General features: G+C 70.0%; 12 protein-coding genes. 4 read left to right on the plus strand and 8 right to left on the minus strand.

Annotated features, from left to right (window positions below; genetic code table 11):
• Positions 1-19 precede the first annotated feature (19 nt).
• From J4573_RS21695 to J4573_RS21705, 3 genes are all read right to left on the minus strand, one after another.
• Complete coding sequence (locus tag J4573_RS21695) at positions 20-1,972, minus strand: endonuclease/exonuclease/phosphatase family protein (protein WP_208257600.1); 1,953 nt, start codon at positions 1,970-1,972, stop codon at positions 20-22.
• A gap of 371 nt (positions 1,973-2,343) precedes the next feature.
• Entirely contained in the window at positions 2,344-3,837 is a 1,494-nt protein-coding gene (gene rpsA / locus J4573_RS21700) for a 30S ribosomal protein S1 (RefSeq protein ID WP_208257601.1), read from the minus strand.
• A gap of 239 nt (positions 3,838-4,076) precedes the next feature.
• Positions 4,077-4,895 (minus strand): polysaccharide deacetylase family protein, encoded by an 819-nt coding sequence (locus J4573_RS21705; RefSeq protein ID WP_243773337.1) that lies wholly within the window; start codon positions 4,893-4,895, stop codon positions 4,077-4,079.
• A 13-nt stretch (positions 4,896-4,908) separates the two neighbouring features.
• Between J4573_RS21705 and J4573_RS54145 the strand changes: the two genes are divergently transcribed.
• Positions 4,909-5,127: a hypothetical protein gene (locus tag J4573_RS54145; RefSeq protein WP_243773338.1), complete on the plus strand. Its 219-nt coding sequence runs from the start codon at positions 4,909-4,911 to the stop codon at positions 5,125-5,127.
• Positions 5,128-5,443: 316 nt separating this feature from the next.
• Positions 5,444-6,592, plus strand: a complete 1,149-nt coding sequence (locus J4573_RS21710; protein ID WP_208257603.1) for a DUF4132 domain-containing protein — start codon at positions 5,444-5,446, stop codon at positions 6,590-6,592.
• Positions 6,593-6,649: 57 nt separating this feature from the next.
• Here the strand turns inward: J4573_RS21710 and J4573_RS21715 are convergent, their stop codons facing one another.
• The 3 genes from J4573_RS21715 to polA all read right to left on the minus strand — a co-directional run bounded on the left by J4573_RS21715 (position 6,650) and on the right by polA (position 10,418).
• A complete protein-coding gene (locus tag J4573_RS21715; protein ID WP_208257604.1) occupies positions 6,650-7,231 on the minus strand; it encodes a CAP domain-containing protein in 582 nt (193 codons plus the stop codon).
• Between the two features lie 163 nt (positions 7,232-7,394).
• The gene (locus tag J4573_RS21720) at positions 7,395-7,631 is read right to left on the minus strand and encodes a hypothetical protein (RefSeq protein ID WP_208257605.1); all 237 of its coding nucleotides are present in this window, start codon (positions 7,629-7,631) and stop codon (positions 7,395-7,397) included.
• Between the two features lie 99 nt (positions 7,632-7,730).
• Positions 7,731-10,418 (minus strand): DNA polymerase I, encoded by a 2,688-nt coding sequence (gene polA / locus J4573_RS21725; protein WP_208257606.1) that lies wholly within the window; start codon positions 10,416-10,418, stop codon positions 7,731-7,733.
• A 127-nt stretch (positions 10,419-10,545) separates the two neighbouring features.
• Here polA and J4573_RS21730 point away from each other — a divergent pair, with 127 nt between their 5' ends.
• Positions 10,546-10,902 (plus strand): PaaI family thioesterase, encoded by a 357-nt coding sequence (locus tag J4573_RS21730; protein WP_243773400.1) that lies wholly within the window; start codon positions 10,546-10,548, stop codon positions 10,900-10,902.
• Between the two features lie 303 nt (positions 10,903-11,205).
• Positions 11,206-11,760, plus strand: coding sequence for a DUF4352 domain-containing protein (locus tag J4573_RS21735; RefSeq protein ID WP_208257607.1), 555 nt, complete (start codon positions 11,206-11,208; stop codon positions 11,758-11,760).
• A gap of 94 nt (positions 11,761-11,854) precedes the next feature.
• On the opposite strand, the gene J4573_RS21740 is transcribed toward J4573_RS21735, so the two are convergent.
• Both J4573_RS21740 and J4573_RS21745 read right to left on the minus strand, forming a co-directional pair.
• Positions 11,855-12,694 (minus strand): ABC transporter ATP-binding protein, encoded by an 840-nt coding sequence (locus tag J4573_RS21740; RefSeq protein WP_208257608.1) that lies wholly within the window; start codon positions 12,692-12,694, stop codon positions 11,855-11,857.
• Positions 12,684-13,448, minus strand: a complete 765-nt coding sequence (locus J4573_RS21745) for an ABC transporter ATP-binding protein (protein ID WP_208257681.1) — start codon at positions 13,446-13,448, stop codon at positions 12,684-12,686. The genes J4573_RS21740 and J4573_RS21745 overlap by 11 nt, the downstream gene beginning before the upstream one ends.
• Between the last annotated feature and the right edge of the window lie 91 nt (positions 13,449-13,539).

Here is a 13,539-nt window from a genome sequence, read left to right on the forward strand (position 1 = left end):
GCATGCGCCAGGGGTCTCCTCAGCGCCCTATACGGACGGTCACCGCGACCGGATAGTGATCCGACGCCGCGGACCGGGTCACCGCGTAGTCGGAGAACATCACGTCGTCCGTACCGAAGATCCAGTCGGTCCGCTTGCCGTCCGGGGTGGTGTGCGAGGGATCGCCCATGGCGCCGTCGCGCAGGTCTCCCCCGTCGGTGAGGCGGCTGATCGCGGCGCTGCCCGGCTCGTCGTTCATGTCGCCGCCGATGACCGTACGGGGCGCGCCGGCCCAGGCCCGCAGCAGCGTCGCGGCCTCGCGGGTGCGCTCGTCGCCGGAGTCCGCCCCGCCCTCCAGGTGGGTCGACCAGGCGGTGAGGGTGGTGTCGCCGACGCCGAGCCGCGCCCAGACGTAGCCGCGGATCTGGGACCAGTCGTTCTCGGCCATCCGGCCGGTGCCCGAGCTCTTCACCGGCAGGCTGGTGAGGATCGCGTTGCCGAACTGGCCGTCGGCGGCCGGACCCCACAGCAGCTTCATGCCGAGGCGGCGCGACAGCCACACGCCGACGTCGGTGGTGCCCGACAGCAGCGAGCCGCGGCTGGCCTCCTGGAGGAGGACGACGTCGGCCTTCTGCGCCTTGATCGCGCGGGCGACGCCCTCGGGGTCGAGGTGGCCGTCCTGGTTGACCGCGTCGTGGATGTTGTACGTCACGACCCGCACCTGGCCGCCCGCCGTCGAGGCGCGGGCCTCGCCCTTGGGGGTGGCCACGGTGAAGATCGCCGTGCCGAGCAGGAGCGCGATCGCGGCGGCACCGGCCGTCACGGCGCGCAGCGGCGCACGGGCGGGGAGGGGGCCGCCGCGGGCGGCGGCGATCGCGGCCAGGCCGCCGAGCAGGATCCCGGCCAGGCCAGGCAGCACGTTGTTGGGCATCGGCAGCGGGGTGATGGCGCTGACCTGGTACGGAACGAGGATCAGGGCGATCAGCAGGCCGCCGGCCGCCGCGCCCACGTCGATCCGCCAGACCGGGCCGCCCTGGCCCGCGCGGCGCAGCGGCGCGCGGCAGGCCACGGCCAGCAGCCAGGCCGACAGCACCTGGCCGACGATCACGATGGGCACGACCTCGATGCCGGTCATGGCGTACGTTCCGGCGATCGCCCCGGCGCCGACGCCGAGCAGCGTTCCGCCGAGCACGCAGACGCCGCCGGGCACGGCCCGTACGGCCAGGCCCGAGGCCAGGAACGCCAGCGCCAGGCCCTGGCCGACCACGATCGCGATGTGCGCGCCGACGAGCGACTGCCACCCGGACGACGCGACGAAGGCGGGGCTGGAGAAGACCAGCACCTGCAGGGCGAGGAACGGCCCCATCCCGGCGGCGCCCAGCGCGTCCCGCCACGAGATCCCGGGCGCCTTCACCGGGCCCGAGGCCAGCTCACGGTAGAGCGCGGCGGCGCCCAGGCCGACGAAGCCCAGGCACGCCAGCCACGGCCCGATCCCCGACCGCCACACCGGGTCCCAGGTGGCGAACATCATCCGTACGGCCGTGTCGATCGCCAGGCCCGCGACGGCCGCCGTGGCGAACCCGACGCCCGACAGGCCGCGCGCGCCCTCGTACAGCGCGGCGATCGCGATCATGCCGATGGCGGCGCCGAGGAACGCCAGCCAGACCTGCGGGCCGAGCGCCTGCGCCACCAGCCGTACCGCGAACAGCCCGGCGACGCCGACCAGCAGCAGGCCGCGCGGACCGGCCACGCGCCGGATCACCGGGCTGAGGAAGCCCGCGAGGAAGACGACCGTGACGAGGGCCGCGGCCGAGGCGGTCCCGGCGTCGTCGCCGAAGTGGTCGAGCTGGGGCAGCGCGAAGCGCAGGGTCTGCGCGAGCACCGCGACCGTGGTCGCGATGAGGGCGAGCCGCGCCGGACCCTGGGGGACGATCGACGGACCGGCCGGCTCGGCCGGTCCTGCGTGCCTGGTGCCTAGGTCTGTGCTGGCCAATTGAACCGTTGCTCCCGGGGGCTGTGCTTGCTAGTGCAGTACCCGAAGTCCCGTGTCGCTGGGGCGGTACTCGGGGGCCCGCGCCCGGGACGCCTGCGGTGAGGGCCCCGTGCTGGTGGTGCCGTGCGGGGTGGTGATCGAGGGGGTTGCGGACTGAGGGGTGGCCGATGAGGGGGTCGAAGGCGACGGGCCCGGACAAGGTCGGGCGAACGCGTCGCAGCGAGCGTACCGAGGTCCGGTGCCCGATTTGGGACCGACACCCGAAGACGGCGCGGCGGCCCGGGAAAACGATCACGGCCGGAGGGGGTCCCTGGGGACCGCCTCCGGCCGTGATCTCACGTCACCGGTCGCCGGCTCTCACCGGCGGGTGCTCACTGACCGCCGGAGAGCTTCTCCCGGAGCGCCGCGAGAGCCTCGTCGGTGGCGAGGGCGCCACCGGTGGTCTCGGCCTCGCCGCCGCCCGAGTAGGACGTCTCGCCGCCTCCGCCGCCGACCGAGGTGGTCCCGCCGGTGGCCTCGGCCTCAGCCTCGGCCTTGCGGGCGTCCTCGATCTGCTTGCGGTGAGCGTCGAACCGCGAGCGGGCCTCGGCGTACTGCCGCTCCCAGGTCTCGCGCTGCTCGTCGAAGCCCTCGAGCCACTCGCCGGTGTCGGCGTCGAAGCCCTCGGGGTACTTGTAGTTGCCGCCCTCGTCGTACTCGGCCGGCATGCCGTACAGGGTCGGGTCGAAGTCCTCGTCCTCGATCCCCGCGGCACCCTCGTTCGCCTGCTTGAGCGACAGGGAGATCCGGCGCCGGTCGAGGTCGATGTCGATGATCTTCACGAAGATCTCGTCGCCGACCTGGACGACCTGCTCGGGGATCTCCACGTGGCGCTCGGCCAGCTCGGAGATGTGCACCAGGCCCTCGATGCCCTCCTCGACGCGGACGAACGCGCCGAACGGCACCAGCTTGGTGACGCGGCCCGGAACGACCTGGCCGATCTGGTGGGTGCGGGCGAACTGCTGCCACGGGTCTTCCTGGGTCGCCTTGAGCGACAGGGAGACGCGCTCGCGCTCCATGTCGACGTCCAGGACCTCGACCGTGACCTCCTGGCCGACCTCGACCACCTCGGACGGGTGGTCGATGTGCTTCCAGGACAGCTCGGACACGTGCACCAGACCGTCGACGCCGCCGAGGTCCACGAACGCACCGAAGTTGACGATCGAGGAGACGACGCCCTTGCGGACCTGGCCCTTCTGCAGCGTGTTGAGGAAGGTCTGACGGACCTCGCTCTGCGTCTGCTCCAGCCAGGCACGGCGGGACAGGACCACGTTGTTGCGGTTCTTGTCCAGCTCGATGATCTTGGCCTCGAGCTCGCGGCCGACGTACGGCTGCAGGTCCCGGACCCGGCGCATCTCGACCAGCGAGGCGGGCAGGAAGCCGCGAAGACCGATGTCGAGAATGAGGCCGCCCTTGACGACCTCGATGACGGTACCGGTGACGATCCCGTCCTCGTCCTTGATCTTCTCGATCGTGCCCCAGGCGCGCTCGTACTGAGCGCGCTTCTTGGACAGGATCAGGCGGCCTTCCTTGTCCTCCTTCTGGAGGACCAGGGCCTCGACGTGATCGCCGACCGACACGACCTCGTTCGGGTCGACGTCGTGCTTGATGGACAGCTCACGCGAGGGAATGACGCCCTCGGTCTTGTAGCCGATGTCGAGGAGGACCTCGTCACGATCGACCTTGACGACGGTGCCTTCGACAATGTCGCCGTCGTTGAAGTACTTGATGGTCTCATCGATTGCTGCGAGGAAGGCTTCCTCGGAACCGATGTCGTTGACCGCTACCTGCGGGGTGGTCGAGGTGGCCTCGGTGCTGCTCGTCATGTGTCGGCTGGCTCCGGATACGGACATGCGTAGGTGTCAAGAACGCGATGAGGGCCTTCCGCCCTGCCGAGGACCCGGGCGCGGACGAACCGCGCCAGTGAAAACCGAACCGATGTCGACGACCTGACCGAGCGCGAGCCTGCTCCGTCTGAAGCGCGCGCAAGCCCACAGCGCAGCGATCAGGATATGGGACGAGACCCGTGGGGTCAATCGGAGGGAGCCGCTTGGGCCCCCTTCCCTTAGTAAGTACGCCCGTACTGCCGATAGTCCTTGGCCAGGCTCTTCTCGCCGGCGGCCGGGAAGCTGATGGTATTCGGGTCTCCGTCGCTGGTGAAGCGGTCGCCGGGGTGCTTGTCCAGCCAGTCCAGCCAGGCCGTCGAGCAGTACAGCTTGCAGTCGTTCTCCTTGATCTTGCCCTCGGACCGCACCCGGAGGATGGCGAAACGGTCGAAGTCCTTGCTGAACGGCGATTCTGAGGGCTTCCACCCGGCCAGGAAGATTCCTCTGAAGTCGTACTCGCCGTCCTTGCTCTCGGCCCAGGACCGCTTCTTCGGCGCCGCGCCGAACGGGTAGGCGAACGTCGTCGTGTGCGCCCCGGTCAGCGACACGATCTTGCTCTCCATGCCGCCGATCTCCTTCTGGACCGCGTCCTTGCTCATCCGGGAGAGATCGGGATGGGTGACCGTGTGGTTGCCGACCTCGAACCCGTGCTGGATCAGCCACTTCAGCCCGGCCGACTCCTGCGGGCCGAGCAGGAACAGGTCCTTGTTCAGGTAGAACGTGGCGACCGGCCGGAACCCGGGGTTCTGCTTGGCCACGTCCAGGATGATCGACACCGCCGTGTCCGGCTTGGGGTTGCCCTGGGCGTCCAGCCCGAAGTGCCCCGGCGTGCTGTCGTCGAAGGTGAGCACGACCGGGTGCTTGCCCGCCGGCACGTCGATCCGCCCGCTGACGAACTCGGCCGCCGTGATGGGCATGTAGCCCTCCTTGGCCAGCCGGGTCAGCTCGTCGTGCAGCTCCTTGGTCGAACGGTCCAGGGACGCCTCGGGCTTCTTCATGATCCGGTGGTACATGAGCACCGGCACCTCACCGAGCTCGTTCGCCTTGGCCGCCACCGCCGCCGGGGTCGCCGCCGCCAGCTTCGCCGGCGGAGTGGGGGACGCCGACGCGCTGGGTGAGGCCGAGGCCTTCCCGCTCCCCGACGCGCTCGGACTCGGTCCCGGCGCGGTCGGCGGCGCCGTCCGCGTGGCCGCCCCGGCCGCACGAGCCTTGGTCGCCTGCTCCTTGTGACGGTCGGGCCCGGGCAGCGTCAACCCGAGCACCACCGCGCAAACGATCAGGGCAGCGGCGAGCTTGTGGAGGATAGGCACGAGCCTCCCGTCGATCGTCTCGGACACGACCAGAGCCCCCAAGCCTAGGCCCCACAGGCCTTTGCTCGACAGATGACGCCCGGTGTCCATTCCCCCAACGAACGACTGCGTCCTCCCAACGGCCCCGCTCCCCCAACGGCCCCGCTCCCCCAACGATCTCGCTCCCCCAACGGCCCGGCTCCTCCAACGAACGACTTCGCCCACCAAGGCCGGGCCCGTCCGGAAGGATCATCGGCATGACCGAACTCCCCGACTGGGTGCCCGAGGCCGACGGAGACTGGGTGAAGGCGTTCCGCGAGCGCCTCCGCGACCTCCCGCCGGAGCTGGACGAGCTGGGACGCCACCTCGCGGCCGTGAACGACCACCTCGACGATCGCCGCAAGCTCAAGCCGGCCTGGGCCAAGCGGACCGCCGTCCTGCTCTCCTCCCCCGGCGCGCCGGGGTTCGTCCTCGACGCGCTGCGCCTGCTGGCGAACGGCTCGCTCGACCGTCAGGCGGGCAGGCAGAGCAACGCCATCGCCATCGGCATCGCGATGGCCGCCGGGCAGACCGGCGACCCGGCCGCCGTACCGGACCTGATCACGGTCGCCCGCGTGTCGGCGGCGATCCCCGGCGAGGGCTCCCAGCTCCGCAACGACGCCCTCGCCGTCGCCGCGTTCTACGGACTCGCCGACCTGAACCACCAGGCGGCGCTGGACGGGTTGTGGCTGCTCTACCGGCTGATCGACTACGTCGTCCTGCGCGAGGACCGGCTGGCGCCCGTGATGCGGGAGGCGGCCACCCGCATGGGGGTGCCCGAGGAGGTCCAGCAGGAACGGGCCGTACCCGCCCACGGCCTCCTCCTGCCCGACCGGACCGGCACGTTCGGCCCGGACGACCAGCGCACGATCTCCGGCAAGACGCCGTTCCGGGCCGAACTCACGGTCGAGGACGCCCACACGGTCGCGCTCACCTGGATCGACGACGAGGATGTCCGCAAGCGCACGGCACACCCGTTCGCCACCCCGCGCGGCTTCAAGAAGCGGTACGGCAGCACCGGCATCGAGGGCGCACAGCGGCACGCCAAGCGCGTTGTCGACACCCTCCGCACCGAACGCATCCGCATACGGGACCTCGACGAGGCCCGGGTCTGGACGTTCGACGACTGGGCGCACTACTACCGCGACCACCCCATCACCGGCGCCGTCACCGCCGGGCTCATCTGGGAGTTCGAGACCGACGGCACCTGGACCGCGGCCCTCCCCGCCGACTCCGCCCCCTCCGGCAAGGAGCGGGTCCGCCTCTGGCGCGCCTCCCGGGCCAAGCCCGCCGAGGTCCAGGCCTGGCGCGACCGCCTAGCCGGTTCACGCCAACCCTTCGACCAGTTCGAGCAGTTCGAGCAGTAAAGAATTCGAGCAATAAGAAAAGGCCCGGAGCGAAAGCTCCGGGCCTACCTCACTCGCTTACTTGAAGCCGAAGTCCTGCGTCCACATGGGCCCGTAGCCGCCGAAGTGCACGCCGACGCCGAGCGCCTTCAGCCGGCAGTTGAGGATGTTCGCCCGGTGGCCCGGGCTCTTCATCCAGCCGACCATCACGGCCTTCGCGCTCTGGTAACCCATCGCGATGTTCTCCGCGCCCACCGAGTACGGGTAACCGGCCCGCTTCATCCGCGTCCACGGCGACGTGCCGTTCTGCGAGTTGTGCGAGAAGTAGTGGTGCTTGCTCATGTCGTCGGAGTGCCGCCGCGCCGCGATCGTCAGCGTCGGCGCCAGCCGCAGCGCCTTGCACCCGTGCGCGCGCCGCTGCTTGTTGGTGATGTCGAACACGGCCTTCTCCGCGGCGAGCACCTTCTTCGGCACCTTGCCCTGCGCCGTCGCCTGCTCGCTCGCCTGTGCCGTGTCCGCGGCGGGCGCTCCCTGCACCGCCGCGACGCCGACACTCGCCTTCGGCCCGTCGTCGCCCGCGAACGCGTACACCGACGCGCCGCCGATACCGACCACCGCGACCGTCGACGCGATCGCGACCTTCGTAGATCTTGCCGTCATGAAGCCTCCAGCGGGGGGATGCTGTCGGCCCTGGAGCCTAGAGGCAAAGATCGGCAATTGCGGACAACTTGGAGATATCGCCCACCATGCGCCGTCTGCGCACAAACGAAAACCGGGCGCCCGGTCTACCCGGACGCCCGGCCACCTCGGCCTTTCCCGCGGCCTACCCCTCGCCGCCCTTCGTCAGCAGGCCCACGACCAGATCGAACTTCGCATCGATCTTCTCGTCCAGCCGAGCAAACCCAGCCTCGAACTTCGCATCCATCTGCGTGAATCGCGCCTCGAACTGCTCGGTCTGCTTCTTCTGCGTGTCGCGGATCTCCTTGAGCGCGTCGTGAATATCCACGACCTCGTTCTCCTGTCGGTTCATCCTGCGGTTGATCTCTCGGGGGGTGGACATGACTGTCCCCTCTCTCTCGCGCCGTTGCGATGGGAGAGGTCATGGGTGGTGCGTTTCTGTGGTCTGGCGCTCCTCGCCTTTGATCGCCCCTGGGGCGGATCAGTGGGCGGCGTCCTGCCACGTACGGCCTGTACCCATCGAGACCTCGAGCGGGGCCTTCAGTTCGTAGGCGCCCGCCATGTGCTCGCGTACGAGAGATTCTAGCTCAGAGTGCTCGTCCGGTGACACTTCGAAGACGAGTTCATCGTGGACCTGGAGGAGCATGCGGGACTTCAGGCCGTGCTCGCGCAGAGCGCTGTCGACGTTGAGGCTGGCGACCTTGATGATGTCGGCGGCGGAGCCCTGGATGGGGGCGTTCAGGGCCATGCGCTCGGCCATCTCGCGGCGCTGGCGGTTGTCGGAGTTGAGGTCGGGCAGGTAGCGGCGGCGGCCGAGGATGGTCTCGGTGTAGCCGTCCTGGCGGGCCTTGGCGACGACGTTCTGCAGGTAGTCGCGGACGCCGCCGAACTGCTGGAAGTACTCCTCCATGAGGCCGCGGGCCTCGTCGGCGGAGATGCGCAGCTGCTGGGAGAGGCCGAACGCCGACAGGCCGTAGGCCAGGCCGTAGTTCATCGCCTTGATGCGGGCGCGCAGCTCGGAGTCGATCTGCTCGGGCGGCAGGCCGAACACGCGGGAGGCGGTGATGGTGTGGAAGTCGGCACCGGAGGAGAAGGCGTCCAGGAGCGCGTCGTCCTCAGAGAGGTGCGCCATGATCCGCAGCTCGATCTGGCTGTAGTCGGCGGTGAGCAGGGTGTCGTAGCCGGGGCCGACGACGAAGGCCTCGCGGATCTGGCGGCCCTCGGCGGTGCGGATCGGGATGTTCTGCAGGTTGGGGTCGGTCGAGGAGAGACGGCCGGTGGCGGCGACCATCTGGTTGAACGTGGTGTGGATGCGCCCGGCGTCGTCGGCCATCGGGATGAGCGAGTCGACGATGCTCTTCAGCTTGGCGACCTCGCGCCAGCGCAGGATGTGCTCCAGGACGGGGTGGCCGTCCTTTTCCAGGAGGGTCGTCAGCGCGTCGGAGTCGGTGGTGTAGCCGGTCTTGGTGCGCTTGGTCTTGGGCAGGTTGAGCTCGTCGAAGAGCACCTGCTGGACCTGCTTGGGCGAGCCGAGGTTGAACTCGCGGCCGACGGCGGCGTGCGCGAGCTGCTCGGTCTCCTTGACCTGGCCGCCGAGGGAGGCGGACATGCCGACCAGGTGGTCGGCGTCCACGGCGATGCCCGCGCGTTCCATGTCGGCCAGAACGCGGACCAGCGGCAGCTCGACCTCGTGGAGCAGGCGGGTGGCGCCGCGCTTCTCCAGGTCGGCGTCGAAGACGTCGGCGAGCTCGGCGACGGCGCGGGCGCGGACGGCCAGGTCGTTGGCCGCCTCCTCCTCGCCGGAGCCGTCGAGGGTGAGCTGGCCGGTGTCCTCGGTCTCGCTGCGCAGCTCGCGGTGCAGGTAGCGCAGGGCGAGGTCGGCCAGGTCGAACGTGCGCTGGCCGGGCAGCGCCAGGTAGGCGGCGAGCGCGGTGTCGCTGGTGAGGCCCTCGATGGTGAGGCCGCGGGCGTAGAGGGCGAGCATCGGGCCCTTGGCCTCGTGCATCGCCTTGGGCTTGGAGGCGTCGGCCAGCCAGGCGGCCAGGGCGCGCTCGTCGTCCTCGATCAGCTCGGCGGGGTCGAGGCTGACCGCGGGGCCCGCCAGGGTGGCCAGGGCGAGCGCGGTGATCTCACCCGTACCGCGGCCCCAGGTGCCGGTGACGGCGATGCCGAGGCGGCCGCCGGAGTTGTCCTCCAGCCAGCTGCCGAGGGCGCCGGGCTCCAGGGTCTGGACGTCGATCTCGAAGCCCTCGTCGGCCTCGGGCTCGGCGGCCGTCAGCGAGGAGTAGAGGCGCTCGCGCAGCACGCGGAACTGGAGGGAGTCGAAGAGGGTGTGGATCTCGTCGCGGTCCCACTGGCCCATCTTCAGCTCGGGCGGCGCGGCCTCCAGGGCCACGTCGCAGTCGAGCTTGTTGAGCTGCTGGTTGCGCAGCACGTCGCCGAGGTGCTCGCGCAGGTTGTCGCCGGCCTTGCCCTTGATCTCGTCGACGTGGGCGACCAGCTCGTCCAGGTTGCCGTACTTCACCAGCCACTTGGCGGCGGTCTTCGGGCCGACGCCGGGCACGCCGGGCAGGTTGTCGCTGCTCTCGCCGACGAGCGCGGCCAGCTCGCGGTAGCGCTCGGGGGGAACGCCGTACTTGGTCTCGACGGCGGCCGGGTCCATGCGCGCCAGCTCGGACACGCCGCGGACCGGGTAGAGGATCGTCACCTTGTCGTCGACCAGCTGGAACGCGTCGCGGTCACCGGTGACGATCAACGTCTCCAGGCCCGCCGCGGTGGCCTGGACCGACAACGTGGCGATGATGTCGTCGGCCTCGAACCCCGCCACCGACATGCGCGGGATGCGCAGCGCGTCCAGCACCTCGAAGATCAGGCTGATCTGGCTGCGGAACTCGTCGGGCGTCTTCTGCCGGCCCGCCTTGTACTCCACGTACTGCTCGTGCCGGAACGTCGGCTCCGACCGGTCGAAGGCCACCGCGATGTGCGTCGGCTGCTCGTCCCGCAGCACGTTGATCAGCATCGAGGTGAAGCCGTAGACCGCGTTGGTCGGCTGCCCGTCGGTCGTCGAGAAGTTCTCCACCGGGAGCGCGAAGAAGGCGCGGTAGGCCAGGGAGTGCCCGTCCAGGAGGAGGAGCCGCTGCTTGTCAGGGGTCGGTACATCTGCTGCCACACCAGGGAGCCTAGTCTGCCGGTGAGACAGTTTCAGGGAGGCATAAGTGACTGACGCGAACCCCGACCAGCGGGCGAAGATCCTCGCGGAGACCGGGATCGACGCCCATGGGGACCTCGCATCCTCGATGGGCGTGGAGTACCTGGAGGCGTCCCCGGAGCGGGTCGTCGGCCGGATGCCGGTCAAGGGCAACACCCAGCCGTACGGCATCCTGCACGGCGGGGCCTCCTGCGTCCTGGCCGAGTCCCTGGGCTCGGTCGGGTCGGCCCTGCACGCCGGTGAGGGCCGCATCGCCGTCGGCATCGAGATCAACGCCACCCACCACCGTTCCGCCACCGAGGGGTACGTCACGGGCGTCGCCACCCAGGTCCACGGCGGCCGGACACTGGCCACCTACGACATCGTCATCACCGACGATCAGGACCGCAGGGTCTGCACGGCCCGCCTGACCTGCATGCTCAGGGACGCGCCCGCCGCCTCCTGAGGGTTCCCGGGCCGCCTCCCGAGGGTTCTCCGGGAGCCCCGGCCACGGTCGGACACGCGATCTTTCACGCTTTCTTTGCGATGGGCGCCGCCGTGTCTGTAGCGTTGACCGGAACGGCTCGGGACCGCTGAGTAGACAACGCACGCGTCCGGGGAAGGCCCGTGCGGCCCCAAAGGCGGTCCCGAGTCATGTAATTCTCGTCCCGGGGCGTGTAACCCCCGATGGTCGTTAGCCGGTTTCGGTTGCGTTGCGAAACCGCACGGCTCGTTCCCAACCGTACGGCGCCCGGCTTACCGTCGGCCCATGCGCGCGATCTTCGCCGCCGCAGCGTTGCTGGCGGGCGTGGCCACGTTGACGGGGTGCTCGGATTCCGGGCCCGCCTCCTATCCCAATCCAGGGCAGACCGTGCGCGAGCACGAGAAGGCCCTGCCGGGCAAGACGATCACGATCGGCGAGGTCGACTACGCCGGCATCGGGTTGCTGACCGACATCGTCTCGGTCACCGGCTCGCACGCCGACGTCCCCGCCAAGGGCCGGTACGCGCGAGTACGGATCATGATGACCAACCGCGGCCGGGACCGGCACGACCTGGACCTGAACAAGCAGTTCCTGGTCACCCGCGACGGCAAGACCTACAAGATCAGCTATGACGCCATGCAGGTGGCGCGGGGACCCGCGACGCCGTTCAGCATCGCCCGCGATGAAGTCCGCTCGTTCGACCTCTGGTACGACATCCCGGTCGGCGCCAAGGTGAAGGCCCTGCGGATCACCGGCGACGCGTCCTCCTCCAAGCTGAGCGACCAGCTGGCGGGCAAGCAGGCCGGTCCCGCCACCAAGGATCTCCCCCTCGACGGCTGACGCCCGTACGGCCAGAACCCGCTCAAACAGAACCCGCTCACAACGACGGCCCCGGCGGCCGAAGCCACCGGGGCCGTCACAGGCCGTTCTCGCGTCAGTCGCTCTCGCGCCGCGCGGTCTCGTTGCCCTCCGAAGCCGAGTCCTCCGGAGCCGAGTCCTCCGAAGCCGTGTCGACCGGCGCCACCACGTTCGGAGCGGCCTCGGCGGCGACCTCCTCCACCGGACGGTCGGCGCCGTGGCCCAGGTAGGCGGCCCGGACCTCGGGGTCGTCGAGCAGGTCCGCGGCGGGCGCGGACTTGACGATCTCGCCGGTCTCGATGACGTACGCGCGGTGCGCCACCTGGAGCGCCTGCTGGGCGTTCTGCTCGACCAGCAGCACCGTCGTGCCGCGCCGGTTGATCTCCTCGACGATCGAGAAGATCTGCGCGATCAGCTTGGGCGCCAGCCCCATGGACGGCTCGTCCAGCAGCAGCACCCGCGGGTTGGTCATCAGCGCCCGCCCGATGGCCAGCATCTGCTGCTCGCCGCCGGACATGGTGCCGCCCGCCTGGTTGCGCCGCTCGGCGAGGCGCGGGAAGAGCTCGAAGACCTCCTTGAGCTCCTTGTCCATGTCCCCCTTGCGGGCGTACGCGCCCATGAGGAGGTTCTCGGTCACCGTCATGCCGGGGAAGATCCCCCGGCCCTCCGGCGCCTGCCCGATCCCGCTCAGCACCCGCTTGTGGCCGGGCACGCGGCTGATGTCCTTGCCCTCAAAGATGATCTTGCCGCGGGTGAGCGGGCGGAGCCCGGAGATGGTCTTCAGCGTGGTCGTCTTGCCGGCGCCGTTGGCGCCGATCAGCGTGACGATCTCACCCTCGTCGACCTCCAGCGAGATCCCGCGCAGCGCGGCGATCTTGCCGTAGTAGACGTGGATGTCCTGGATCTCAAGAAGCATCGGCGGCAGCCCCCAGATAGGCCTCGATGACCCGCGGGTCGTCCTGGATCTCGGCCGGCAGGCCGTCGGCGATCTTCTGGCCGAAGTCCAGCACCGCGATGCGGTCGCTGATCCCCATGACCAGGCTCATGTCGTGCTCGATCAGCAGCACGGTGACCCCGGTGTCGCGGATCTTGCGGATCAGGTTCTGCAGGGACGCCTTCTCCACCGGGTTCATGCCCGCCGCCGGCTCGTCCAGCAGCAGCAGCTTCGGGTTGGTGGCGAGGGCGCGGGCGATCTCCAGCCGGCGCTGGTCGCCGTACGGGAGGTTCTTGGCCGCCTCCTCGGTACGGTGCCCGATGCCGACGAAGTCCAGCAGCTCACGCGATCTGGCCTTGCCCTCGCGCTCCTCGCGGCGGTGCCACGGGAGCCCGAGCGCCGCGCCCGCGAGCCCGGCCCGGTGGTGCGCGTCCGCGCCCACCATCACGTTGTCCAGCGCGCTCATGTTGTGGAAGAGCCGGATGTTCTGGAACGTGCGGGCCACGCCGAGCTTGGTGACCTTGAAGCGCTTGGTCCCGTCCAGCCGCGAGCCGTTGAAGATGACCTGGCCCTCGCTGGGCCGGTAGACGCCGGTGACCACGTTGAACACGGTGGTCTTGCCGGCGCCGTTCGGCCCGATGAGGGAGAAGATCTCGCCTTCCCTGACGGTGAGCTCGACCTTGTTGGCCGCGACCACACCGCCGAAGCGCATGGTCATGGAGCGCAGTTCGAGCATCGGCTTGCCCGACGAGGCGGATGCCGCTCCGGACGCGCCTCCGGACGTCGCTTCGGACGCCGCTTCGGGCGTGCCCTCCGGCGTGCTCTCT

It is taken from the genome of Actinomadura barringtoniae (assembly GCF_017573505.1).
In the GTDB taxonomy this organism is placed as follows: Bacteria; Actinomycetota; Actinomycetes; order Streptosporangiales; family Streptosporangiaceae; genus Spirillospora; species Spirillospora barringtoniae.

Bases quoted from the DNA above. Each gene is read 5' to 3' on its own strand.
- rpsA (WP_208257601.1), bottom strand. From the start codon at position 3,837: ATGACGAGCAGCACCGAGGCCACCTCGACCACCCCGCAGGTAGCGGTC.
- J4573_RS21705 (WP_243773337.1), bottom strand. From the start codon at position 4,895: ATGAAGAAGCCCGAGGCGTCCCTGGACCGTTCGACCAAGGAGCTGCAC.
- J4573_RS54145 (WP_243773338.1), top strand. From the start codon at position 4,909: ATGAGCACCGGCACCTCACCGAGCTCGTTCGCCTTGGCCGCCACCGCC.
- J4573_RS21710 (WP_208257603.1), top strand. From the start codon at position 5,444: ATGACCGAACTCCCCGACTGGGTGCCCGAGGCCGACGGAGACTGGGTG.
- J4573_RS21715 (WP_208257604.1), bottom strand. From the start codon at position 7,231: ATGACGGCAAGATCTACGAAGGTCGCGATCGCGTCGACGGTCGCGGTG.
- J4573_RS21720 (WP_208257605.1), bottom strand. From the start codon at position 7,631: ATGTCCACCCCCCGAGAGATCAACCGCAGGATGAACCGACAGGAGAAC.
- J4573_RS21730 (WP_243773400.1), top strand. From the start codon at position 10,546: ATGGGCGTGGAGTACCTGGAGGCGTCCCCGGAGCGGGTCGTCGGCCGG.
- J4573_RS21735 (WP_208257607.1), top strand. From the start codon at position 11,206: ATGCGCGCGATCTTCGCCGCCGCAGCGTTGCTGGCGGGCGTGGCCACG.
- J4573_RS21740 (WP_208257608.1), bottom strand. From the start codon at position 12,694: ATGCTTCTTGAGATCCAGGACATCCACGTCTACTACGGCAAGATCGCC.
- J4573_RS21745 (WP_208257681.1), bottom strand. From the start codon at position 13,448: ATGCTCGAACTGCGCTCCATGACCATGCGCTTCGGCGGTGTGGTCGCG.